Here is a 22,543-nt window from a genome sequence, read left to right as displayed (position 1 = left end):
CCTTTCGTCGTTGCACACCATACACACCGGTCACTGTGAGCCGGGCGCAGGTCCTGCTCGGGCTCGCGCCGTCGCGGCGAGTCCGGCGTAGGGGACGGACACGTCGACGACGGCGTAGAGCCCCTCGATCTCGCACCTCTCTATATGCGCGCCGGCCGCGGCCGCCAGCTCCGCGGCCCGGGTGCAGGGCTCTCCCGTGACCGCCCCCGAGGCCGCGTCCGCCGCGGCGAGCGCGGCGGCGTCGGCGGCCCCGGCGGCCCGCTGCGAGGCGATCGATGCGCCGCCCGCGGCGGCCAGACCTGCCGCGAGCAGGGTCGTCGTCGCCACGATTCCGGCCGCGAGCAGCGTGCCGGGCATCAGAGACCGCCCTCCAGCGCACACGAGCGGCCGGTGACGGGGAAGGCGACCCCGGCGACGCGGATGTCGATCGTCACGTCGGCGCACACGAGCTCGCCGCGGCGGTGCACCTGCACGCGCGCCGGCCCGGCGCTGCGCGCCACGACGGACGTCGCCGCACCCACGTCCTCGCCGCGCGCGACGAGGCGGGCGGCGTCCGCAGCGGCATCCTGTGCCCGCACCGCCGCAGCCGCACCGGTCAGGGCACCCGCCGACAGCAGAACCATGACCACGATCGCGGGCAGTGCGACGGCGAACTCGGCCGAGACGGACCCGCCGTCATCCCGCCGCCGCACCGCCGCGCTCATCCGACGGTGAGGGCGCGTCGCACCAGGTCGGTGAGGATGCCGCGCACCTCATCGCTGCGCATGATGACGACGAGCAGCCCGGCGAAGGCCACCGCGGCCATTGTCGCGATCGCGTATTCGGCGGTCGCGGCACCCGAATCGTCGTCGAGCAATCGGCGGCGAAGCCTGCGCTGCGCACGAGGGGTGAAGGGGTCGGTCATGACTGGTCCTCTCTTCGATGGTTCCGGTGGGTGGGCGAGTGTGTGGCGGGGTCAGAGCGCGGGAAGGACCGCGGAATCGAGGACGGACAGCACGAGTGGCGCGACCGCGAGCAGAAGGAACGACGGCAGGGTGCACACGCCGAGCGGCAGGAGCAGCCGCGTGGCGAGCTGCGCGGCTGCGGTGCGGCCGGCGACACGCGCCCGATGCCGTGCCCTGCTGGCCTCCGCCCGCAGGAGCTCGACGGCGGGCACTCCCGCACGGCGCGACAGCTCGAGTATCGCGCGTACCCGATCGGGGACGGCGCCCCCACTCGCGATATGGGCGGCTCGGTCCAGGGATACACCGCCCGTGAGAGCGATCGCGAAGAGGGATGCCTCGAGTCCGGGCGTCTCGGCGGGAGGCTGAGCCCGGGCGACCAGACGCGCGGTCCACACACGCGCGGCGACGATCAGGGCGATGCCGGCGATCACGCAGAGCGCCCCTCGCACGTCGCCGAGAACGGCGCCGACGACATCGAATCCCAGTGCCGCGCCCAAGGCGGCCCCCGCGGCCGGCAACCAGAGCATCAGCCGCGCGGTACCGGTCGGTTCGGCGAGCGCGACCCGCACGTCGTCCCGCGCGTCTGCGGCGTCGCGCAGGCCCTCCGCGAACCCCTGCAGCGTCTCGGCGAGCGGAGCGCCCACCTGAGCGGCGACCCGCCACGCCCGGCCCACGTCCGCCCAGTCCCCACCGGCATCCTCGATGGCGGCGGGTATCGGTCGCCCAGAGGCGATGGCAGCGGCGATCGGGGCCACGATGGGCGATTGCTCGGCGAGGTACGCCCACGCCGAGCCCGGGTGCAGACCTGCGCGCAACAGCACCGCCAGTGCGTGCACCGCGTCGGCCGGCGCGTCCTCACCCGCGTCCGCCCCGCGCCGACGACCGCGCATCACGCCCAGGGTGCGCACTCGCTCACCCCCAGACGCCCCGTGTCGAGGCGCAGGACGCCGGCGCCGGTCAGGCGCCGCGTCCCCCGCGCGTCCCGCTCCATGTGAAGGACGAAATGGATCGCGCCCACCGCCTGCCGGGCGAGCGCCGCATCGTTCAGGCCCGCCAGCGCTCCGAGAGCTTCCAGGCGCGCCGGAACGTCGGCGATGCGGCTGGCGTGCACGGTGCCCGCACCGCCGTCGTGTCCGGTGTTGAGCGCGGCGAGAAGCTCTCGCACCTCTTCGCCTCGGCATTCGCCGAGAACGAGCCGATCGGGGCGCATCCGCAACGCCTCCCGCACGAGCCGCGCCAGCCCTATGCCGCCCGCGCCCTCCAGATTCGCCTGTCGCGCCTCGAGGGCGACGTGATGAGGGTGCGCGATCGTCAGCTCCGCGACGTCCTCGATCGTCACGATCCGCTCGGTCGGCGGGGCGGCGGAGAGCATCGCCGCCAGGAGAGTGGTCTTGCCGCTTCCCGCGCCCCCCGTCACGAGCACGTTCACCCGCGCGGAGACGATGCTCTTCAGCCAGTCCGCCGCACGGGGATCCTCGAACGTACCGCGAGCGACGAGGTCGTCGAGGGTGGGGCGACGGACCCGCGGGATACGGACCGACAGCGTGGTACCGCCCGTGGAAACGGGTGGCAGGACCGCGTGGATGCGCATGCCGCCCTCCAGCCGAACATCGACGGCGGGGCTGGCCTCGTCCAGGTGGCGACCGCCCAGGCCGATGAGCGTGACGGCCAAGTCGCGCACGGTGGCCTCGTCGGCGCTCCATAGCGGGTCGCGGACGGCGCCCTCTCCCCGGTCGCACCACAGACCCGCCGCCCCGTTGATGAAGAGGTCGGTCACGGCGGGGTCGGCGAGGTGTCCGGCGATCGGCGCGAGCTCGGGCGCGGACGGCACGGACACGGACGTCCCCGCAGAGGCGACGCCGGGCCCAGCGTTCGCGTCGGCTGGCGCGGCGGCCGCTTCGCCGGGTCGCACGGCCGACACGGAGCCCGCACTCGGGTAGGCGACGAACGGGTTCGGCATGCCGCGACGCTACGTGCTCGCCACCGTCTCCCGACTCACCCGCCCGCCGACGGTGGACGATCCCGCGGCCGCGACGCTGTGAAGGAGCGGCAGCACGCCGGCGCCGGGACCCGCGCACCGCCGGACGAGAAGAAGGCGGCATCCCATGGGGGGAATGGGATGCCGCCTCGCGGCGACCCCTTGCAGGGGGGTGCGGGGTGCCGCGATGCCAGAATCGAATGTTCGGCCGCCCCTGAGCATACGCAATGGGAATACACCGACAAAAGCACTGACAGACATGTCGCAGCGGTATATCGGACAGGAGGGTCCGGATAGCTGACACCGACTTTCGGAGGTAGTCCCCGAGCCCGCGCTCCCGTAGATTCTCGTGCGTACCCGGCGACGCCCGCCGGGGCGTGGCACCGCCGCCCGCAACGTCGACACGCACAAGGGAGCGCACCCGACATGACGAGCCAGATCGACCACCTGCTGTCCGAGAACCGCCGCTTCGCTCCCCCCGAGGAGTTCGCGCGCGGCGCCGTCGCGCAGGCCGATCTGTACGACGATGCGGCCGCCGATCGGGAGGCGTTCTGGGGCCGGCAGGCGAACGACCTGCTGACGTGGGCGGAACCCTTCTCCGAGGTGCTCGACTGGTCCAACCCGCCGTTCGCGCGCTGGTTCGCCGACGGTCGCCTCAATGTCGCGTACAACTGCCTCGATCGGCACGTCGAGGCGGGCAACGGCGACCGCGTCGCGCTGCTGTGGGAGGGCGAGCCCGGCGACTCCCGCGCCGTGACCTACGCGGAGCTGACGGACGAGGTCAAGCGAGTCGCCAACGTGCTCACCGAGCTGGGCGTGGATGCCGGGGATCGCGTGGCCGTCTACCTGCCGATGATCCCCGAGGCGATCGCCGCTATGCTCGCCGTCGCGCGCCTGGGCGCGATCCACTCCGTCGTCTTCGGCGGCTTCTCCGCCGACAGCCTCCGTGCGCGCATCGACGACGCGGGCGCCAAGGTGGTCATCACGGCCGACGGCGGATACCGCAAGGGCAAGGTCTCTCCCCTCAAGCCCGCCGTCGACATGGCACTCGCCGACCGCGGCGGCCAGGGGCCGCAGGCGACGGTCGAGCACGTGCTCGTGGTACGCCGCGGCCAAAATGAGGTGGAGTGGACCCCCGGCCGCGACATCTGGTGGCACGAGGCCGTGCCCGCGGCATCCGCCGAGCACACCGCGCAGGCCTTCGACGCCGAGAACCCGCTCTTCATCCTCTACACCTCCGGCACCACCGGGAAGCCCAAGGGCATCCAGCACACCTCCGGCGGATACCTCACCCAGGCCGCATACACGCACCGGAATGTGTTCGACCTGCACCCCGAGACCGACGTGTACTGGTGCACGGCGGACGTCGGCTGGATCACGGGGCACACGTACGTGACGTACGGCCCGCTCGCCAACGGCGCGACGCAGGTGCTCTACGAGGGCACGCCTGACACCCCGCATGCCGGGCGCTGGTGGGAGATCATCCAGAAGTATGGCGTGACGATCTTCTACACGGCGCCGACGGCGATCCGGTCGTTCATGAAGATCGGGCGGCAGGTGCCCCAGGGCTTCGACCTGTCGAGCCTGCGCCTGCTGGGGTCCGTCGGGGAGCCCATCAATCCGGAGGCGTGGGTCTGGTACCGCGAGGTCATCGGGGGCGGCAGCACTCCGATCGTCGACACGTGGTGGCAGACCGAGACCGGCGCGATCATGATCTCGGCGCTCCCCGGCGTGACCGAGACGAAGCCCGGCAGCGCACAGGTGCCGCTTCCCGGAATCACCGTGGATGTCGTGGATGACGCGGGAGCCCACGTCGGAAACGACGCGGGCGGGCTGCTCGTCGTCACCGAGCCGTGGCCCAGCATGCTGCGCGGGATCTGGGGCGACCCGGAGCGTTTCGTCGAGACCTACTGGGAGAAGTTCTCGGACAAGGGCTTCTACTTCGCCGGCGACGGCGCGCGGCGCGACGAGGACGGCGACATCTGGCTCCTCGGCCGGGTCGACGACGTCATGAACGTGTCGGGTCACCGGCTCTCGACGGCCGAGATCGAGTCGGCCCTCGTCGCTCACGAGGCGACGGCGGAGGCGGCCGTGGTGGGGGCGTCGGACGAGACGACGGGCCAGGCGGTGGTCGCCTTCGTCATCATCAAGCAGAGCTACCTCGACAAGCACTCCCCCGACGGGCTCGCGCAGGCGCTGCGCGCGTGGGTGAGCGAGCAGATCGGACCCATCGCCCGCCCCCGCGACGTCTACATCGTCGGCGAGCTGCCCAAGACGCGATCCGGCAAGATCATGCGGCGGCTGCTGCGCGACGTGGCCGAGGGCCGCGAGGTCGGCGACACGACGACGCTGGCGGACACGGCGGTGATGAGCGTCATCAGCGCGCAGGTGCGGTGATCACTCCCAGGTGAAGACGACCTCGACCTCGACGGGCGAATCCAGGGGCAGCACGGGCACGCCGACCGCCGAGCGGGCGTGGCGTCCCGCCTCGCCGAAGACCTCGCCGAGCAGCTCGCTCGCGCCGTTGACGACGCCCGGCTGACCGGTGAAGTCGGGCGGGGACGCGACGAAGCCCGTGACCTTGAGAACGCCGGTGAGCCGGTCGGGGCCGCCCACGGCCGCTGCGGCGGCGGCGATCGCGTTCAGGGCGCACCGGCGCGCGTAGGCCGCGGCATCCGTCGGAGCGACGAGGCCCGGGCCGTCGCCGACCTTGCCCGTCGCCGGCAGCGAGCCCGCGACGATGGGCAGCTGACCGGCGGTGTAGACGAGGTCGCCGTGCGCCTTGGCGGGCACGTACGCCGCGACGGGCGGGACGACGGCGGGCAGTTCGATGCCGAGCTCGGCCAGGCGCGCGGAGACGGTCATCGTCACTGCCCCTCGAACTGGCGGGATGCCTCGGCGGCCGCGGCGAGCCCGGCGTTGCCCCGGCCCTGGTCGCCACCCGAGGGGCGCTTGAAGTAGGCCACGAGCCCTCCCTCGGGGCCCGGGACCACCTGGACGAGCTCCCACCCCTGCTTCCCCCAGTTGTTCAGGATCGCCGCCGTGTTGTGGATCAGCAGCGGGGTCGTCAAGTACTCCCAGGTGGTCATCGATCTCCTCGGATCAGGGCTCGGGTCAGGGCCTTCATGCGGCCGTGTTGGGGCTTCCCTCAGGGAACTCCCTTAGCATTCACCCTATGCCTGGTTCGAAAAAGACGGCTACGGGTGTGCTCGGCGGTCTCGCCGGCCTCGTGGGCCTCTCCGCTGTCGCGGGTGTTCTGGTGACCGCAACCGTCACGCCGGCGATCGCCGTGTCCGGCGCCGCGGCCTCGAGCGCCATCACGATGTTCGACAACATGCCGAGCTATCTCGAGATCGACGAGCTCATGCTGCCGACCGAGATCTACGCGACCGCGAGCGACGGCACCGAGGTGCAGCTCGCGCGGTTCTACGACCAGAACCGCCTCCCGGTCACCTACGAGCAGATCAACCCCGTGGTATACGACGCGATCCTCTCCAGCGAGGACCCGCGCTACTACGACCACGGCGGGGTCGACCTCATCGGCACCTCGCGCGCCGTCATCAGCAACGTGCAGGGCGGCGCGACGCAGGGCGGCTCCTCCATCAGCCAGCAGTACGTCAAGAACGTGCTCGTTCAGCGCTGCGAGCGGGACGCGCCGACGACCGAGGACCTCCAGGCGTGCTGGGTCGAGGCGACCACGGCCTCGGGCATGGACGGCATCGAGCGCAAGCTGCAGGAGATGCGCTACGCGATCGCGATGGAGCAGCGCTACTCGAAGAACGAGATCCTGCTCGGCTACCTCAACATCGCCAACTTCGGCGGAACGAACTACGGCGTCGAGGCGGCCGCGCAGTATTACTTCGGCACCTCGTCCGCAAACCTCTCGCTCGGCCAGGCGGCCACGCTCGCGGGAATGGTGCAGAACCCCAACACGTTCCGCATCGACCGCCCCGAGAGCGAGTCCAACGGCGCCGCCAACGGCTACCAGCTGACGCTCGATCGTCGCAACTACGTGCTCGGACGGATGCTGGCCGACGGCAAGATCAGCCAAGAGCAGTACGACGCGGCGTACGCCGAGCCGATCGCCCCGAACATCGTCCCCTCCACCCAGGGCTGTGAGAACGCGGGAGGTTCGGCGTTCTTCTGCGACTACGTGCGCACGATCGTCGAGACCGACGAGGCCTTCGGCGAGACACCCGAGGAGCGTCAGGCAGCGCTGCGCCGGGGCGGGCTCAAGATCTATACGACGATCGATCTCGACCTGCAGAAGGCCGCCGAGGATGCGATCTCGATCGTCCCGGCCACGCACCCGAACCTCGACCTCGGCTCCTCCGGAGTTCAGCTCGAGGTGTCCACCGGCCGAGTGCTGTCGATGGTGCAGAACCGCCCTTACACGCAGGACGCCGACAAGGCGGCGAACGACCCGGCCTTCACGTCGGTGAACTTCAACACCCCGTACATCAACGGCGGCTCCAACGGCTTCCTGCCGGGATCGACCTACAAGGTGTTCACCCTCCTCAACTGGCTCGAGCACGGCCACTCCGTCAACGAGGTCCTGAACGGACGCCAGCGCAACTTCACCGTCATGGCCGACTGCGACGGCGGAACCCAGCGCATCACCTCCAACCAGATCAAGAACTTCCAAGGCGTCGGAGGCTACAACGGCACCCCGATGCGCTTCACCGCCGACTCGCTCAACACCGGGTTCCTGGCAATGAGCGAGAAGGTCAGCGTCTGCGACACCAACAAGATCGCCGAGCGGATGGGTGTCGAGCTCGCCAACGGCGGGTCGGTGACCGAGACGAACTTCGTCTACGACATCCTCGGTTCCAAGGCCATCGCGCCGATCGACATGGCGGGCGCCTACGCGACCATCGCGAACAAGGGCATCTACTGCGAGCCGAAGGCGATCGACCGCGTGATCGACGCCGACGGCAACGAGCTTCCCCTCCCCCAGACCACCTGCAACCGGGTCCTCGACGAATCGGTGGCGGCGACCGCCGCCTTCACGCTCGAAGGCGTCATCAACGGCGGCTCGGCCGGGTCGTCGCGGACCAACGACGGCGTCCCCGTCTTCGGCAAGACGGGGATCCACGAGCAGATCCACACGTGGATGGATGGCGCGAGCTCGAAGGTCGCCACGGTGGTGTGGGTCGGCAACGTGAAGGGCGAGGTCCGGCTCGACCGCAACTCGGCCAACGGACGCGCCCTGTGGACCATCCGCCACTCGATCTGGCCCGTCATGCAGCGCGCCGCGAACGCCAAGTACGGCGGCGACGACTTCCCGCGCCCCGATCAGAACCTCACGCGCCAGGTGTTCATCGACCTGCCGAGCGTCGTGGGCCAGAGCGTCGATCAGGCCCGTGCCACTCTGCAGGCCGCAGGGTTCAGCGTGAACGTCGGCGACGCCGTCGACGCCTCGGAGTCCGCCGGCACGATCGTCCGTCAGGACCCGGGCGCGGGTCGCGTGTCGGGCGCCACGGTCGTGACCATCTACCCGAGCAACGGCGAGGGCGCGAGCATTCCGGGAGGCCTCGTGGGGCAGACTCAGGAGGCCGCGGCATCCTCCCTCCGCTCGGCAGGGTTCGGCAACGTCAGCGCCCAGTGCACCGAGAACGAGGATGCACCGGAGAACGGCCGCGTCACGGGCGTCTCGCCCGGCGAGGGGACCTCGACCAATCGCAACACCGCGGTGACGCTGAGCGTCGAACGCCGCGAGTGCTGATGTCGCCACGTAGGCCCAAGGGCCCCCGCGCGCTCGTCGCGCTGGGGGCCCTCGCGGCGTCCGCCGCCGTATGGGGCATCGGCGTCGAGCGCCATCTCTACACGGTCCGGCATGCGACGCTCGCGGTGCTGCCTCCCGGCGCCACTCCGCTGCGGGTGCTGCACCTCTCCGATGTGCACATGGCGCCGTGGCAGAGCCGCAAGCAGGCGTGGATCGCGCATCTCGCTTCGCTGCGTCCCGACCTGATCGTCAACACCGGCGACAACCTGGGACACCCGGATGCACTGCGCGGCATCCGAGCCGCATTCGCCGGCTTCCGCGGCATTCCGGGTGTCTACGTGCACGGGTCGAACGATCTCTTCGCCCCGCAGCCGCGCAACCCGATGCGCTACTTCCTCGGCCCCTCCAGGCGCCGTATCGAGGTCGACGAGCTCGACACCGACACGATGGACCGGTTCTTCACCGAGACCCTCGGCTGGAGCGGGCTGAACAACGCCTCGGCCCGCCTCGAGGTCGCCGGCGTACGCATCGACGCGTTCGGGGTGGACGACGCCCACCACGATCTCGACAGGCTCGACCTGGTGCCCCAGCTGGCATCGGGGCTCGCGGCGCCCGGCCGGGAGCCGTCCGCCCCCGCCGCCCTGACGATCGGCGTGACGCACGCGCCGTATCGCCGTGTGCTGGACGCCTTCACCGACGCCGGAGCCGACGCGATCTTCGCGGGGCACACACACGGCGGTCAGGTGCGCGTACCCGGCCTCGGAGCGCTCGTCGCGAACTGCGATCTGCCCCTCGACCAGGTGCGCGGTCTGTCGACATGGCAGCGCGGCGGCCGGCGCGTGCCGCTTCATGTCAGCGCGGGGCTGGGGCATTCGATCTACGCGCCCGTGCGATTCGCCTGCCCGCCCGAGACCACCCTCCTGACCCTGCTCCCGCGCACCGACGTCGTCTGACCCCCTGCGCGCCGGAGCCGGGCCGGTTCGGCACGAGGGAAGAGTTCGGGTAGACTCGGAGGGTTGCCACGGGGTGTGGCGCAGCTTGGTAGCGCGCGTCGTTCGGGACGACGAGGCCGCAGGTTCAAATCCTGTCACCCCGACAGCGGGAATTGGGTCGACCGGCAGGTCGGCCCATTTCCATATCCACCGGAATCCCCTCATCGATGGAGAAAGAAGACCGTGACCATCGCGCCCCGACTCGTCGCCTTCGACCTGGACGACACCTTGGCTCCCTCCAAGAGCCCCATTCCGGAGCGCATCGGCCGCCTGCTGCTCGCCCTCGCCGAGCGCGTCGACGTCGCCATCATCTCCGGCGGCCAGATCCAGCAGTTCCGCTCGCAGGTCGTCGAGCGGCTGCCGGATGCCTCGGCATCCACCCTCGCGCGAGTACACCTCATGCCCACATGCGGCACCCAGTACTACCGCTTCGCCGAGTCCGGCGAGCTCGACACGGTGTATGCGCACTCGCTCACGCAGGACGAGAAGGACCGTGCCCTGGCCGCCGTCGAGGAGGAGGCGCGCCGGCTCGGGTTCTGGGAGAGCGAGACCTGGGGCGACATCCTCGAGGACCGGGGGTCGCAGATCACTTTCTCGGCCCTCGGCCAGCACGCACCGCTCGACGCCAAGATGGCCTGGGATCCGGCGGGTACGAAGAAGGCGTCGCTGCGCGATGCCGTCGCCGCGCGCATCCCCGATCTCGAAGTGCGCTCAGGAGGGTCGACATCGGTCGACATCACGCACCGCGGCATCGACAAGGCGTACGGGATGACGCGGCTTGCCGAGCACACCGGCATCCCTCTCTCCGACATGCTCTTCATCGGCGACCGTCTCGACGAGGGCGGCAACGACTATCCGGTGCTCGCTCTGGGTGTGCCGTGCCAGGCCGTGGAGGGCTGGCAGGAGACCGCTCGGTACCTCGACGAGCTCATCCCCTCGCTCCCCGCCCGCTGATCAGTCGGCGGTCACACCCGCCACCTCCGGGGAGACCGGCACGAGCCTCGTCAGCTGCGTCACGTGGCGCGGCTCGAGCTCCTCGAGGGCCGAGACCCCGAGAAGCCGCATCGTCCGCTCGATCTCGCCCCGCAGGATGGCGATCGTGCGGTCGACCCCATCGCGACCACCGGCCATCAGGCCGTAGAGGTATGCGCGACCGACGAGGGTGAACTTCGCCCCGAGGGCGACCGAGGCGACGATGTCGGCGCCGTTCATGATCCCGGTGTCGATCATGACGGTGGCATCGCGCCCGACCTCGCGCACGACATGGGGCAGCAGATGGAACGGGATCGGTGCGCGGTCGAGCTGACGCCCGCCGTGGTTGGACAGGACGATCCCGTCGACGCCCAGGTCGACCAGCCGCGCGGCGTCCTCGATGTTCTGCACGCCCTTGACGACGATGCTCCCGGGCCATAGCCCGCGGATCACCTCGAGGTCGTCGTAGCTGATCGTGGGGTCCATCGCGGCATCCAGCAGCTCCCCCACCGTGCCGCCCGTGGACGACAGCGACGCGAACTCGAGCTTGGGCGTCGTGAGGAAATCGAACCACCACCATGGACGCGGGATGGCGTCGACGACGGTCCCGACCGTCAACCGCGGCGGGATCGAGAATCCGTTGCGCTTGTCGCGCAGCCGCGCGCCCGCCACGGGGGTGTCGACGGTGAACATGAGCGTGTCGAAGCCCGCTGCCGCGGCGCGCTTCGCCAGGCCGTAGGAGATGTCGCGGTCACGCATGACGTAGAGCTGGAACCAGTTGCGTCCGGCGGGGTTCGCCGCACGGACGTCCTCGATCGATGTGGTTCCGAGCGTCGAAAGGGTGAACGGGATACCCGCCGCCCCCGCCGCCGAGGCGCCCGCCACCTCCCCCTCGGTCTGCATGAGGCGCGTGAAACCGGTCGGGGCGATCCCGAACGGCATCGCGCTGGGCCCGCCCAGGATCGTCGTGGAGGTGTCGACCTCGACCGCGGGCCGCAGGATCGACGGATGGAATTCGATGTCCTCGAACGCCAGCCGGGCCCGGTTCAGGGAGAGCTCCCCCTCTGCCGCGCCGTCGGTGTAGTCGAAGGCGGCCTTCGGCGTGCGGCGCCGGGCGATCCTCCGCAGGTCGGCGATCGTCAGGGCAGAGTCCAGACGCCGCCTGCGCCCGTTGAAATCGGGCTTCTTGAAGCGCATCAGCTCCCGCAGTTCGGACGGGTTGGGCAGCTGCCGCGTGACCATGAGTGTCCCCCTCGAGGTGTGGTGCGTTCAGACGCGGGCCAGGCCCGCCCCCGCGTAATACCCGGTGATGTGCTCCCGGATGCGCAGATGCGCGTCGTCTTCGTCGCCGCGCTCGATCGCCTCCAAGACGCCTCGGTGCTCTGCGCGCAGCTGCGCGGCGGTCGCCTCCCAGTCGGCGATGCGTCCCGCGCCCGTGCGGACGTACGACTCTATCGAGCTGCGCAGGCCCGCCATCATGGCGGCGACGACGACGTTGCCCGATGCCTCCGCCAGGCACAGGTGGAACTGGGCGTCGAGGGCGAGGAACTCCCCTGCGCTCAGATCGTCCCGCTCCATCGCGTCGAGGACGTCGCGCGCGGGGCCCAGAGGCGCGTCGGGGAGCGACGCGAGGGTCTCGACGACGCCCGTCTCCAGCATCAGGCGGGTCTTCACCACGTCGTGCAGCGGGAATCCGTGAGCGGCCACCTGCAGCCGCAGGAGTGCGGCCATGCCGCCCTGCGGGGTGGCGACGATGATCGCCCCCGCGGCGGGGCCCGACCCCGTGCCCGTGCGGACCAGCCCCAGCACCTCCAGCACCCGCATCGCCTCGCGGACGCTGGATCTGCCCACCCCGAGGCTCGCGGCGAGCTCGCGCTCGGCGGGGAGGCGATCGCCGGGCGCGAAGCGTCCGTCGATCAGACCGCTCTCGATGTGCTCGAGCACGACCTGCCAGGCCTTGGGTGCGCCCGGCGATTTCTCCTGCATGCTCCTCCGCGCTGCTCTGTGGTCCGACCACGATAGGGTCGTGTGGTCAGACCACGCAAGCCCGCGCAGCGAGCGGTCAGGCTCCCGCGTATCCTGACGGGTTCGACTGCTGCCAGTGCCAGTAGTCCCGGCAGGCATCGTCGATCCCGAGCCGGGTGGACCAGCCGAGCTCCCGGCGAGCCTTGCCCGGGTCGCAATAGGTGGCCGCGACATCCCCGGGCCGACGAGCGAGCACCTGCTTGGGAAGCTCGCGTCCCACCGCCTCCTCGAAGGCGGCGACGAGCTCGAGCACGCTGACGGGGACCCCGGTCCCGAGGTTGTAGACGGCGTAGCCGGGCTGGGCCTTCTGGAGGGCCGCGACGTGACCGTCGGCGAGATCCACGACGTGGATGTAGTCGCGCAGCCCCGTGCCGTCCGGCGTGTCGTAGTCGTCCCCGAATATCCCGACGCGCTCGAGCGAACCGATCGCGACGCGTGAGACGAAGGGCATGAGGTTGTTCGGGATGCCGGCCGGGTCCTCCCCGATGAGCCCGCTCCGGTGGGCTCCGACGGGGTTGAAGTACCGCAGCACCGTGACGTTCAGCTCGGGGTTCACTCGGGCTACGTCGGCCAGGATGACCTCGTTCATCCGCTTGGACTTCGAGTACGGGTTCGAAAGGTCCACGCTCGTCGTCGACTCCTCCGTGAAGGGAAGGTCGTCCGGGTCCGCGTAGACGGTGCCCGTGCTCGAGAACACGAAAGAGCGGATGCCGCGCTCGAGTCCCACGCGGAGGAGGGCGAACGTCGAGTCCAGGTTGTTCGCGTAGTACTCCAACGGCTTCTGCGTCGACTCCCCCACGGCCTTGAACGCGGCGAAGTGGATGATCGCGTCGAAGGGCCCGTGCTCATCGAACGCGGCGGTCACGACGGCGTCGTCGGCGGCATTGCCGACGACGAGCGGCGCGGCCCGGCCCGTGATGGTCTCGACGCGCTCCGCCGCGACGGCGTGCGTCCCGGACAGGTCGTCGAGCAGCACGACGTCGTGTCCGGCATCCAGCAGGGACACCGCGGTGTGCGTGCCGATGTAACCGGCCCCGCCGGCAAGGAGTACTCGCATACGCCTAGCCTACTGATCGTGGGTCGCGCGCCCCTCGCCCAGTACGCCACCGGACTCCTGCAGGTAACACGTACCGCAGAGCGACTCATACGTCAAGAAGTGGTCGTCGCGCACTGCCGCGCCCGCGGCATCGATGGCCACCTGGTCGCCGTCGAAGACGAACCGACCACCCACGACTCGACCGTTGAAGACCGCCTTGCGCCCGCAGCGGCAGATGGTCTTCAACTCCTCGAGCGAGTGGGCGATCTCGAGCAGGCGGCGCGACCCCGGAAATGCCGCGGTCAGGAAGTCGGTGCGGATGCCGTATGCCAGCACCGGAGTGCCGTCCTCCACCGCGATGCGGAACAGGTCGTCCACCTGCGCCGGTGTGAGGAACTGCGCCTCATCGACCAGCAGGCAGGCCACATCCCTGGGCCGGGCATCCGGGATGAGCGCGCCGTCGCCGGCGTGGCGCACACGCTCGCGTTCGACCGCGAAGAGAGCCCGGGCATCGTCGTTCGCTCCGATGAGGAAGTCCACCGGACGGGTCACGCCGAGGCGGGACTCGATCTGGGCCGCGCCCTTCGTGTCGATCTCGGGCTTGGCCAGCAGCACGCTCTGCCCGCGCTCCTCGTAGTTGTACGCGGCCTGCAGCAGCGCCGTCGACTTGCCCGAGTTCATCGCGCCGTAGCGGAAGTAGAGCTTCGCCATGACGCCGGGGACCTAGCGGGAGATGGCGAGGGCGCGTGCGGTCTCCTCGATCACCGTGCGCGCTGCGGCCTCATCCGGATTGAGCGTGCGACCGTAGCTCGGGATCAGCTCCCGCAGGCGCGGCGCCCACTCCTCGATTCGGTCGGGGAAGCAGGTCTGCAGCAGCCCGAGCATGATGGACACCGCGGTCGATGCGCCCGGAGAGGCACCGAGCAGCCCCGCGATCGAGCCGTCCTCGGCCGCGACGACCTCTGTCCCGAACTGCAGGACGCCCACCTTCTCGGGGTCCTTCTTCATGACCTGGGCCCGCTGTCCCGCGTCGAGGAGCTCCCAGTCCTCGTCCCGTGCGGTGGGAACGAACTCGCGCAGGCTCTCGACCTTGTCCTTGTGGGACTTCAGAAGCTCACCGACGAGGTACCTGATGAGAGAGGGGTTGTCGACCGCGACCTTCAGCATCGGCAGGATGTTGCCCGGCCGCACCTGCGTGACGATGTCGAGCATCGACCCGTTCTTCAGGAACTTGGGGCTGAACGTCGCGAACGGGCCGAACAGCAGCGATGCCTCGCCGTTGACGACGCGCGTGTCGAGGTGAGGCACGGACATCGGCGGCGCACCGACGGATGCCTGGGAGTAGACCTTGGCCCGGTGCTGAGCGACGAGGGCCGGGTTCGAGGTCTTCAGCCACTGGCCGCCGATCGGGAAGACCCCGTAACCGGAGATCTCCGGGATGCCCGAGCGCTGGAGGAGCTTGAGCGCCCACCCGCCGGCGCCGACGAAGACGAACCGGGCGTTGATGCGGCCGGGCGTGTGGCCGATCGAATCGCGGAACGTGACGAGCCACGAGCCGTCCGACTGCTTCTTCAGCTTCTTGACCTCGCGGTTGGTGAGCACCCTCGCGCCGCGTTCACGCAGATTGTCGAACAGCTGATGGGTGAGGGCACCGAAGTCCACATCGGTGCCCGCGGGCACACGCGTCGCGGCGAACGGCTCGTCGCTCTTCCGGCGCTTCTTCATCAGCAGGGGCGCCCACTGGTGGATGACGCGGGAGTCATCGCTGTACTCGATGCCGGCGAACAGGGGCTCGTCCTTGAGCGCCTCGTACCGCTTGCGGAGGTAGGAGACATCCTTCTCCCCGCGCACGAACGTCATGTGAGGCGTCGCGTTGATGAAGGTCGACGGAGCGTCGAGCACCCCTCGCTCCACCAGCGACGCCCACAGCTGGCGGCTCTGCTGGAACTGCTCGTTGATCGCGATCGCCTTGGCGGGGTCGACGGTTCCGTCGGGCGCCTCCGGCATGTAGTTGAGCTCGCACAGGGCGGCATGGCCCGTCCCGGCGTTGTTCCACGCGTTGGAGCTCTCCATCGCGACATCGTCGAGACGCTCGAAGACGGTGATCTTCCAGTCGGGCTGCAGCTCGGAGATGAGCGTGCCCAGCGTGGCGCTCATGATTCCGCCACCGATCAGCACGACATCGACTGTTTCGGTCACCAGTTCATTCTCCTTCGGTGGCGGGCGCGGCCCGTCCGCGTGTTCAGGCGGCGGTGGAGGCGCCCAGCGAAGCGGCGACCAGCTCCGCGATCTGCACGGCGTTCAGCGCCGCCCCCTTGCGCAGATTGTCGTTGCTGAGGAAGAGCACGAGGCCCTTGCCCTCCGGAGCCGACTGGTCGGCCCGGATCCGCCCGACGAAGCTCGGGTCGCTGCCGGCGGCCCGAAGCGGCGTCGGAACCTCCTCCAGCGCGACACCCGGCGCGTCCGCGAGGATCTCGCGCGCCCTCTCCGGGGTGATGTCGCCCGCGAACTCGGCGTGGATCGAGAGCGAGTGGCCGGTGAACACCGGGACGCGCACGCAGGTGCCGGCGACCCTCAGGCCGGGCAGTTCGAGGATCTTGCGGCTCTCGTTGCGGAGCTTCTTCTCCTCGTCGGTCTCGTTGTCGCCGTCGTCGACGAGATTGCCCGCGAACGGGATGACGTCGAAGGCGATCGGCGCGACGTACTTCTCCGGGGCCGGGAAGTCGACCGCCGACCCGTCGTGCACGAGACGCAGCGTGTCGCGCTGCGCGAGCACGCCCTCGACCTGGCCGAGGAGCTCGTTCGCTCCGGCGAGCCCCGATCCGCTGACCGCCTGGTAGGTGCTGACGATGAGGCGCTGCAGGCCCGCTTCGGCATCGAGCGGCTTCAGCACCGGCATCGCCGCCATGGTCGTGCAGTTGGGGTTGGCGATGATGCCCTTGACGGCCTGAGCGATCGCGTGCGGGTTGACCTCGCTCACGACGAGCGGCACCTCGGGATCCATCCGCCATGCGCTCGAGTTGTCGATCACGACGGCGCCCGCCTCCGCGAAGCGGGGCGCGTGGGCGCGCGATCCGGTCGCGCCGGCGGAGAAGAGCGCGATGTCGATCCCGGCCGGGTCCGCCGTCGCGACATCCTCGATCACGACCGTGTGGCCGCCGAACTCGACGCTCGTGCCGGCCGAGCGCGCGGTGGCGAACAGCCGGAGCTCACCGATCGGGAACGAGCGCTCGATCAGGATCTCTCGCATCACGGTGCCCACCTGGCCGGTGGCGCCCACGATGGCGACGGAGAGTCCGGAATCTGCGATACGGGTCATGACGGTGCTTTCTGAGTGGGGATCCGGTCGATTCTACCGACCATGCGAAGACAGGCGATGCGACGAGGACAGGAGGGCCCGGCCACGACCGTCCTGTTCTCGGCCGAGCTCCTGCGTCGGGCTGGGCCGCTCGGTCGTGTCAGCGACCCGTCCCGGCGTAGACGGTCGCGTCGGTGTCGCCGTCGAGGCCGTACGCCGTGTGCACGACCCGCGCCGCTTCGGCGAGGTCGCTCGCTCGCACGACGACCGAGATGCGGATCTCGGAGGTCGAGATCATCTCGATGTTGACGCCGGTCACGCTGAGCGCCTCGAAGAGCGTCGCCGAGACGCCCGAGTGGGTGCGCATGCCGGCGCCGACGACCGAGAGCTTTCCGATCTGGTCGTCGTGCACGAGGCTCTCGAAGCCCACCGAGGTCTGCTCTCCGGCGAGCGCCTTGAGCGCGGTGGCGGCATCCCCCTTGGGAAGCGTGAAGGAGATGTCGGTGCGCCCCGTCGCCGCAGCGGAGACGTTCTGGACGATCATGTCGACATTCGCGCCCGACTTCGCGACGATGTTGAAGATCTCGGCCGCTTTGCCCGGGACATCGGGCACGCCGATGACGGTGATCTTGGCCTGCCCCACATCCGTGGCGACACCCGTGACGATGGGCTCTTCCATGCCGTCTCCCTGCTGTGCGAGCGCCGCGCGGCGCTTCTCGTCGAGGACGAGGGTGCCCTCGCCCGAGCTGAACGTGGACCGCGCGTGGATCAGCACGCCGTGACGGCGGGCGTACTCGACGGCGCGGATGTAGAGGACCTTCGCGCCGTTGGCGGCAAGCTCGAGCATCTCCTCGCTGGAGACGGTGTCGAGCTTGTGCGCCTTCGGGACGATGCGGGGGTCGGCGGTGAAGATGCCGTCGACGTCGCTGTAGATCTCGCAGACGTCGGCGTTCAGGGCCGCCGCGAGCGCGACGGCCGTCGTGTCGGACCCGCCACGGCCGAGCGTCGTGATGTCTCGCGTGTCGCGATTGAAGCCCTGGAAGCCCGCGACGATCACGATGGCCCCCTCGTCGAGCGCCTCGCGAAGACGCACGGGGGTGACGTCGACGATGCGGGCGGCGCCGTGGGTGGAGTCGGTGATCATCCCCGCCTGGCTGCCCGTGAACGAGCGCGCCTCGAAGCCCATCGAGTGGATGGCCATCGCGAGAAGGGCCATCGAGATGCGCTCGCCGCTCGAGAGCAGCATGTCCAGCTCCCGGGGTGCGGGGATGGGGGCGACCTGCCCCGCGAGGTCGAGCAGCTCGTCGGTCGTGTCGCCCATCGCGCTCACGGCCACCACGACGTCGTTGCCGGCGCGGCGGGTGTCGACGATGCGCTTGGCCACCCGCTTGATGCTCTCGGCGTCGGCGACCGACGAACCGCCGTACTTCTGCACGATCAGAGCCACGATGAAACTCCCGGGGGTGAAGGGCGCTCGGATGCCGCACCCGACGTCCCATCTTACGGAAGGGCCATCCGCGATTACGATCGAGGGGTCATGCACCAGCGCCGCCGTCGCCTCTTCGCCTCGCTCGGCGGGCTCGTCCGAGCAGAGGTGTCCACCGACACCCTGACCGAGGCGATCCCGGTGATCGACGACGGGATGGCCGTCGGCATCCTCGATATCGCCGTGCGCATCGGGCAGACGATGCTCGCGACGGGGGCCTCCGCCAGCGACGTCACCGCCACGATCGTCCGGGTGAGCGCGGCCTACGGGCTCGACCCGGTGCACGTCGACGTCACCTACAACTCGATCACCGCGTCGCACCACCGCGGCGGTGCCCCCCGCCCGATCACGCTCCTGCGCGTCGTGAGGCAGACGGCCCCCGACCACGACAAGCTGCGCCGCCTTCAGTCCCTCGTCGCGGATGTCGGCCAGGGGCTCGATCTCTCACGGGCACGCACGCGCCTGCGGGAGATCCGGCGCTCGCCGTTCCGCTACGGACCGGGCATCGTCATCGTCGCCCAGGCGATGCTGGCGGTGGGCGTCGCCGTGATGTTCGGCGCCGGCCCCCTCGCCGTCGCCGTCGCGTTCATCGCGGCGGGTGCCGCCGCCGTCACCCAGGCCCTGCTCGCTCGCGCGAAGGTGCCCTTCTTCTTCAGCCAGATCGCGGGCGCACTCGTGCTCACCCTCGTCGCGGCGCTCACGCCGCTGCTCGCGATGACCTCGATCCCGGGCGGCGACAGCGTCAGGCCCTCCGTCATCGTCGCCTCCGGCGTCGTCCTGATGCTCGCGGGACTCACCGTCGTGGGTGCCGCCCAGGACGCGATCGACGGCTTCGCGCTGACCGCGACGGGGCGGATCCTCGAGCTGACGACTCAGACACTGGGCGTCGTGCTCGGCATCCTCGCCGGTCTCCAGACGGCGCGCGTCCTCGGGCTCGCGATGGAACCGCCGAGCGAGGCCCTGCCGCTCGGGCCCGTGCCGCTGCAGTTCGCGGGAGCCGCGCTCATCGCGGTCGCCGTCGCCGTCTTCAACGGCGCGGGGCTGCGCATCGTCGTCGTGAGCACCGTCCTGAGCGTGGTCGCCTGGATCGGATTCCTCGCGGCGTCCGGCGCGGGTCTGGAAGTCGCCGCCGCCAGTGGCATCGGGGCGTTCGCGGGAAGCTTCGTCGGGGTAATCGCCGCGTACCGGCTCCACGTGCCGGCGGTCGCCATCACGACGGCGGCGATCCTGCCGATGGTGCCCGGTGCGGCCGTCTTCCGCGGCCTGCTCGGGATCGTCGAGTCGGGCGAAGACCCGCAGATCATGATCGAGGGCTTCGGCACGCTCGCGGGCGCCGGGGTCATCGGTGTGAGCCTCGCCGTCGGGGCGTCGCTGGGCATCTACCTCGGTCAGCCCGTGCGCGCCTCCCTCGGCGGCGTCGTGCGCGCCCGCGCTCGGCTGCGCCGATAGGTTCTGTCCCGCCCGGGTCGCGCGGGTGGTCGAGCGCGCACCGTCGACCACCCGAAATGTCAACCACCAGAAATGGTGGCTGGACCATACTCCCGGCGCTCACCATCGTCGCTAGCGTGAGGACCTCTGGCCGCAGACGGCGGGGCTCAATGCAAAGCAACCACCCTCGAGCGTGCTGCCCCGTTCTCACACAGGAAGCTCCCCACCTGATGAGTCTCTTTCGAGCACGCGGCTTCGCGGCCGGCATGGCCGGGGCTGTAGCCATGGCCGCACTCTTCGTCCCCGCACCGGCCTTCGCAGCGCCGGCGGACACGTCTGAGTCCTTCACCGACACGGGAGCCGTGCAGACCTGGACCGTGCCCGATGGCGTCACCGAGATCTATGTCCACCTGGCAGGGGCACAGGGCGGGGCGGCGGACAACCGCGGCGCAGGTGCCCAGCTGACAGGCACACTGTCGGTCGTGCCCGGCGCGACCCTCAACATCCTCGTCGGCAGCCAGGGCCAGAACGGCGTCCGGAACGTCCGCGGCGGCGGCGGGGGTGGCGGAACCTTCATCTACACGACCCCCGACGAGGACGGCATCCTCGCCGCGGCTGGCGGCGGGGGCGGAGCCGGATCCGACCGCGGAGGTCTGTCCGCGAGCCTCACCACCACCGGCACTACCGGGGGCAACGGAGGCGGCGCCGGCGGCACTGACGGTGCGGGCGGCGTCGAGGGTCCATCTGCGGGCGGCGGAGGCGGCGGCGGACTGACCGGCAGCGGCGTCGAAGGCAACCGCGGCGGGCAGTCCGTTGCGGCGGGCGCGGCGGGTGGCCCCGGCAGAAGCGTGCCGTTCGTCGGTACGCGCGGCGCCGGCGGCTTCGGCGGCGGCGGCGGCACAGGATCCACGGGAGGTGGCGGAGGCGGCGGGTACAGCGGAGGCGGCGGCGGACGATACGCAGACGGCCATGGCGGAGGCGGAGGCGGCGGCGGGTCGTTCTTCGCCGGCTCGCTCACCGGAGCGGCTGCCGACAACCTCGGAAGAGGGTTCGTCACGATCTACTACACCTCATACCTGACCTCCATCTCGCCCGCGAGCGCTGCCGTCGGCTCGTCGCTCGCCATCGAGGGAAGCGGCCTGGCCGATGCGACGGTGAACATCGACGGACGAGCGGCGGCGGCGGCGTCCTCGACCGACACCCGACTGCTCGTCACGGTCCCCGAGGCCTCACCCCTCCCCACCGGCGCGCGGACGATCGAGGTCGCCACGGCCGGCGGCGTCACCCTCCCCGCCGTGGCTGCATTCACCTACGTACCGCGCCCGATCGTGGCGAGCGTGGCCCCCGCCACCGTCGTGCAGGGCAGTGCGCCCACCGTCACCATCACGGGAGAAAATTTCGGCGCCGTCACGGACGTCTTCTTCGGCTCGGAGCCGGCGACGACGTTCACGATCATGTCGGACACGCTCATCAGCGCCACCGTGCCGTCGAGCCTGCGCTCGGGAGCCGTGAGCACGAGGGTGGTGTCGCCCGGGGCCGAGAGCGCCACCACCTCCGCGGACACGCTCATCGTCACTCCGGCGACGATCACGCTGTCTCCTTCAACCCTGCCGGACGCGGATGCCGGGGCCGCCTACTCCGTTCAGCTCCTCGCGGAGGGGGGAACGGCACCGTACTCCTACTCCGTCATGAATGGCGCTCTCCCCCCGGGAATCGTGCTGAACACGGCATCGGGGTCGCTCACGGGCGCCCCGACCACGGGCGGCAGCTTCGCATTCAGCGTCGAGGCCGAGGACCGGTACGGCAACGCGACAATCGCCGATTACACCCTGAGGGTTTCCGAGCCCGCCCCCGCCCCCGCGCCGACGGACACTGCCGCGCCGACGGACACCGCCGCGTCCGTATCCCGCGGAGAGCTGGCGCGGTCGGGTAGCGACGGCAACCACACGGCTCTCTGGTCCGCCGCCGCGCTTCTCCTGGCTGGCGTGGTCGTCTCGGTTGCGGGCGGCTTCGGTCGTGCCCGGACGCGCTGACCGCCCGTAAGACGAGCCGGCGACAGGACTCATCGGTCAGGTCGAGGTACGCGACGCATCCGACGCACACACTAAGGTGCGGTCATGACTCTGCAACGATCGATCGCGAACGTCGGCGCATGATGGTGGGAGATCTCGGCTGGAACGAGTTCAATCTCGGCATCCTCGGAGCGACCGCGGCTCTGGCGGGCCTCGTGATCGTGGCGGCGAGCGTCAACATCGCGGAGATCGTGAAGTCGCGTTCCCTGACCGCGCGCCTGGGCGCCGGAATTGCGACGCTCGTGCTCGCGATCACGGCCTCCGCCCTGGCCATGTTCCCCGAGATCACCTTGGTCGCCTACGGGGTCGCGGTGCTCGCATCGGCCCTGATCGCGATGATGTTCAACGCTCACGCGGCGCGTGCGATCCTCCAGAACACCGATCCGCAGAACGGCTACAAGGGGCCGCGTGCGGCCATCAACTTCCTGCCCGCCGCGATCTATGCCGTGGGTTCGGCGATGCTGATCGCGGGCGAGCCGGCGGGGCTCGTGGTGGTAGCCGTCGGGGCCATCGTCGCGATCCCGGTCGCGTTGATGATCTCCTGGATCGTGCTCGTCGAAGTCCTCCGCTGAATCGGATGCCCCGGG

Annotated in this window: 21 protein-coding genes and 1 tRNA gene; 8 read left to right on the top strand and 14 right to left on the bottom strand. The window is 70.3% G+C overall.

The genetic code is table 11. The features are described 5' to 3' along the window. Positions 1 to 30 precede the first annotated feature (30 nt). The 5 genes from ACIGCK_RS03110 to ACIGCK_RS03090 are packed head-to-tail and all read right to left on the bottom strand — an operon-like array spanning position 31 to position 2,904. The gene (locus ACIGCK_RS03110) at positions 31 to 357 is read right to left on the bottom strand and encodes an Rv3654c family TadE-like protein (protein ID WP_396663693.1); all 327 of its coding nucleotides are present in this window, start codon (positions 355 to 357) and stop codon (positions 31 to 33) included. Next, a complete protein-coding gene (locus ACIGCK_RS03105; protein WP_396663691.1) occupies positions 357 to 692 on the bottom strand; it encodes a TadE family type IV pilus minor pilin in 336 nt (111 codons plus the stop codon). Before ACIGCK_RS03105 ends, ACIGCK_RS03110 begins: the two co-directional genes overlap by 1 nt. 8 nt (positions 693 to 700) lie before the next feature. After that, positions 701 to 904 carry a DUF4244 domain-containing protein gene (locus tag ACIGCK_RS03100; RefSeq protein WP_330171329.1) on the bottom strand — a complete coding sequence of 68 codons (204 nt, stop codon included), beginning with the start codon at positions 902 to 904 and terminating at the stop codon, positions 701 to 703. A 51-nt stretch (positions 905 to 955) separates the two neighbouring features. After that, positions 956 to 1,834, bottom strand: a complete 879-nt coding sequence (locus ACIGCK_RS03095; RefSeq protein WP_330171328.1) for a type II secretion system F family protein — start codon at positions 1,832 to 1,834, stop codon at positions 956 to 958. Continuing rightward, on the bottom strand, positions 1,834 to 2,904 hold the full coding sequence (locus tag ACIGCK_RS03090; RefSeq protein WP_396663689.1) for a TadA family conjugal transfer-associated ATPase: 1,071 nt from the start codon (positions 2,902 to 2,904) through the stop codon (positions 1,834 to 1,836). The genes ACIGCK_RS03095 and ACIGCK_RS03090 overlap by 1 nt, the downstream gene beginning before the upstream one ends. Positions 2,905 to 3,348: 444 nt before the next feature. On the opposite strand from ACIGCK_RS03090, the gene acs reads away from it, so the two are divergent. Continuing rightward, positions 3,349 to 5,319 (top strand): acetate--CoA ligase, encoded by a 1,971-nt coding sequence (gene acs, locus ACIGCK_RS03085; RefSeq protein ID WP_396663688.1) that lies wholly within the window; start codon positions 3,349 to 3,351, stop codon positions 5,317 to 5,319. On the opposite strand, the gene ACIGCK_RS03080 is transcribed toward acs, so the two are convergent. Together ACIGCK_RS03080 and ACIGCK_RS03075 are read right to left on the bottom strand one after the other, a co-directional pair. Further along, on the bottom strand, positions 5,320 to 5,787 hold the full coding sequence (locus ACIGCK_RS03080) for a RidA family protein (RefSeq protein WP_396663687.1): 468 nt from the start codon (positions 5,785 to 5,787) through the stop codon (positions 5,320 to 5,322). It abuts the gene before it with no gap. A 2-nt stretch (positions 5,788 to 5,789) separates the two neighbouring features. Further along, positions 5,790 to 6,011 (bottom strand): hypothetical protein, encoded by a 222-nt coding sequence (locus ACIGCK_RS03075; protein ID WP_330171324.1) that lies wholly within the window; start codon positions 6,009 to 6,011, stop codon positions 5,790 to 5,792. A gap of 86 nt (positions 6,012 to 6,097) precedes the next feature. Between ACIGCK_RS03075 and ACIGCK_RS03070 the strand changes: the two genes are divergently transcribed. The 4 genes from ACIGCK_RS03070 (at position 6,098) to ACIGCK_RS03055 (ending at position 10,593) form a co-directional block, all read left to right on the top strand. Continuing rightward, positions 6,098 to 8,647, top strand: coding sequence for a transglycosylase domain-containing protein (locus tag ACIGCK_RS03070; protein WP_396663685.1), 2,550 nt, complete (start codon positions 6,098 to 6,100; stop codon positions 8,645 to 8,647). After that, the gene (locus ACIGCK_RS03065; RefSeq protein WP_396663683.1) at positions 8,647 to 9,600 is read left to right on the top strand and encodes a metallophosphoesterase; all 954 of its coding nucleotides are present in this window, start codon (positions 8,647 to 8,649) and stop codon (positions 9,598 to 9,600) included. The genes ACIGCK_RS03070 and ACIGCK_RS03065 overlap by 1 nt, the downstream gene beginning before the upstream one ends. Before the next feature lie 69 nt (positions 9,601 to 9,669). After that, a tRNA-Pro gene (locus ACIGCK_RS03060) sits at positions 9,670 to 9,743 on the top strand. Between the two features lie 79 nt (positions 9,744 to 9,822). Next, positions 9,823 to 10,593, top strand: coding sequence for an HAD-IIB family hydrolase (locus ACIGCK_RS03055; protein ID WP_396663682.1), 771 nt, complete (start codon positions 9,823 to 9,825; stop codon positions 10,591 to 10,593). Here the strand turns inward: ACIGCK_RS03055 and ACIGCK_RS03050 are convergent, their stop codons facing one another. The 7 genes from ACIGCK_RS03050 to ACIGCK_RS03020 form a co-directional block, all read right to left on the bottom strand. Further along, entirely contained in the window at positions 10,594 to 11,853 is a 1,260-nt protein-coding gene (locus ACIGCK_RS03050; protein ID WP_396663680.1) for an alpha-hydroxy-acid oxidizing protein, read from the bottom strand. 27 nt (positions 11,854 to 11,880) lie between these two features. Beyond that, the gene (locus ACIGCK_RS03045; RefSeq protein WP_396663679.1) at positions 11,881 to 12,597 is read right to left on the bottom strand and encodes a FadR/GntR family transcriptional regulator; all 717 of its coding nucleotides are present in this window, start codon (positions 12,595 to 12,597) and stop codon (positions 11,881 to 11,883) included. 76 nt (positions 12,598 to 12,673) lie between these two features. Next, positions 12,674 to 13,693, bottom strand: a complete 1,020-nt coding sequence (gene galE / locus ACIGCK_RS03040; RefSeq protein ID WP_396663677.1) for a UDP-glucose 4-epimerase GalE — start codon at positions 13,691 to 13,693, stop codon at positions 12,674 to 12,676. Positions 13,694 to 13,702: 9 nt separating this feature from the next. Next, positions 13,703 to 14,383, bottom strand: a complete 681-nt coding sequence (locus tag ACIGCK_RS03035) for a thymidine kinase (protein WP_396663676.1) — start codon at positions 14,381 to 14,383, stop codon at positions 13,703 to 13,705. Positions 14,384 to 14,395: 12 nt separating this feature from the next. After that, a complete protein-coding gene (locus ACIGCK_RS03030) occupies positions 14,396 to 15,871 on the bottom strand; it encodes a malate:quinone oxidoreductase (protein WP_396663674.1) in 1,476 nt (491 codons plus the stop codon). A gap of 43 nt (positions 15,872 to 15,914) precedes the next feature. Continuing rightward, the gene (locus tag ACIGCK_RS03025) at positions 15,915 to 16,991 is read right to left on the bottom strand and encodes an aspartate-semialdehyde dehydrogenase (RefSeq protein WP_396663673.1); all 1,077 of its coding nucleotides are present in this window, start codon (positions 16,989 to 16,991) and stop codon (positions 15,915 to 15,917) included. Between the two features lie 139 nt (positions 16,992 to 17,130). Beyond that, positions 17,131 to 18,417 (bottom strand): aspartate kinase, encoded by a 1,287-nt coding sequence (locus ACIGCK_RS03020; RefSeq protein WP_396663671.1) that lies wholly within the window; start codon positions 18,415 to 18,417, stop codon positions 17,131 to 17,133. A 90-nt stretch (positions 18,418 to 18,507) separates the two neighbouring features. Between ACIGCK_RS03020 and ACIGCK_RS03015 the strand changes: the two genes are divergently transcribed. The 3 genes from ACIGCK_RS03015 (at position 18,508) to ACIGCK_RS03005 (ending at position 22,528) form a co-directional block, all read left to right on the top strand. Further along, positions 18,508 to 19,905, top strand: a complete 1,398-nt coding sequence (locus ACIGCK_RS03015; RefSeq protein WP_396663669.1) for a threonine/serine exporter ThrE family protein — start codon at positions 18,508 to 18,510, stop codon at positions 19,903 to 19,905. A 263-nt stretch (positions 19,906 to 20,168) separates the two neighbouring features. Beyond that, positions 20,169 to 21,917, top strand: a complete 1,749-nt coding sequence (locus tag ACIGCK_RS03010) for a putative Ig domain-containing protein (RefSeq protein WP_396663667.1) — start codon at positions 20,169 to 20,171, stop codon at positions 21,915 to 21,917. A 119-nt stretch (positions 21,918 to 22,036) separates the two neighbouring features. After that, positions 22,037 to 22,528, top strand: a complete 492-nt coding sequence (locus ACIGCK_RS03005) for a hypothetical protein (protein WP_396663665.1) — start codon at positions 22,037 to 22,039, stop codon at positions 22,526 to 22,528. The last annotated feature ends 15 nt before the right edge of the window (positions 22,529 to 22,543 follow it).

It is taken from the genome of Microbacterium sp. NPDC078428 (assembly GCF_044542535.1).
In the GTDB taxonomy this organism is placed as follows: Bacteria; Actinomycetota; Actinomycetes; order Actinomycetales; family Microbacteriaceae; genus Microbacterium; species Microbacterium limosum.
Note: the sequence above shows the minus strand (reverse complement) of the source record. Positions and strands in the feature narration are given on the sequence as shown.

Excerpts from the sequence above, each read along its gene's own strand:
- ACIGCK_RS03050 (WP_396663680.1), bottom strand. The coding sequence starts at position 11,853 with ATGGTCACGCGGCAGCTGCCCAACCCGTCCGAACTGCGGGAGCTGATG.
- ACIGCK_RS03025 (WP_396663673.1), bottom strand. The coding sequence starts at position 16,991 with ATGACCCGTATCGCAGATTCCGGACTCTCCGTCGCCATCGTGGGCGCC.
- ACIGCK_RS03080 (WP_396663687.1), bottom strand. The coding sequence starts at position 5,787 with ATGACCGTCTCCGCGCGCCTGGCCGAGCTCGGCATCGAACTGCCCGCC.
- ACIGCK_RS03100 (WP_330171329.1), bottom strand. The coding sequence starts at position 904 with ATGACCGACCCCTTCACCCCTCGTGCGCAGCGCAGGCTTCGCCGCCGA.
- ACIGCK_RS03110 (WP_396663693.1), bottom strand. The coding sequence starts at position 357 with ATGCCCGGCACGCTGCTCGCGGCCGGAATCGTGGCGACGACGACCCTG.
- ACIGCK_RS03015 (WP_396663669.1), top strand. The coding sequence starts at position 18,508 with ATGCACCAGCGCCGCCGTCGCCTCTTCGCCTCGCTCGGCGGGCTCGTC.
- ACIGCK_RS03045 (WP_396663679.1), bottom strand. The coding sequence starts at position 12,597 with ATGCAGGAGAAATCGCCGGGCGCACCCAAGGCCTGGCAGGTCGTGCTC.
- ACIGCK_RS03005 (WP_396663665.1), top strand. The coding sequence starts at position 22,037 with ATGATGGTGGGAGATCTCGGCTGGAACGAGTTCAATCTCGGCATCCTC.
- ACIGCK_RS03070 (WP_396663685.1), top strand. The coding sequence starts at position 6,098 with ATGCCTGGTTCGAAAAAGACGGCTACGGGTGTGCTCGGCGGTCTCGCC.
- ACIGCK_RS03075 (WP_330171324.1), bottom strand. The coding sequence starts at position 6,011 with ATGACCACCTGGGAGTACTTGACGACCCCGCTGCTGATCCACAACACG.
- galE (WP_396663677.1), bottom strand. The coding sequence starts at position 13,693 with ATGCGAGTACTCCTTGCCGGCGGGGCCGGTTACATCGGCACGCACACC.
- acs (WP_396663688.1), top strand. The coding sequence starts at position 3,349 with ATGACGAGCCAGATCGACCACCTGCTGTCCGAGAACCGCCGCTTCGCT.
- ACIGCK_RS03010 (WP_396663667.1), top strand. The coding sequence starts at position 20,169 with ATGGCCGCACTCTTCGTCCCCGCACCGGCCTTCGCAGCGCCGGCGGAC.
- ACIGCK_RS03065 (WP_396663683.1), top strand. The coding sequence starts at position 8,647 with ATGTCGCCACGTAGGCCCAAGGGCCCCCGCGCGCTCGTCGCGCTGGGG.
- ACIGCK_RS03095 (WP_330171328.1), bottom strand. The coding sequence starts at position 1,834 with ATGCGCGGTCGTCGGCGCGGGGCGGACGCGGGTGAGGACGCGCCGGCC.
- ACIGCK_RS03035 (WP_396663676.1), bottom strand. The coding sequence starts at position 14,383 with ATGGCGAAGCTCTACTTCCGCTACGGCGCGATGAACTCGGGCAAGTCG.
- ACIGCK_RS03090 (WP_396663689.1), bottom strand. The coding sequence starts at position 2,904 with ATGCCGAACCCGTTCGTCGCCTACCCGAGTGCGGGCTCCGTGTCGGCC.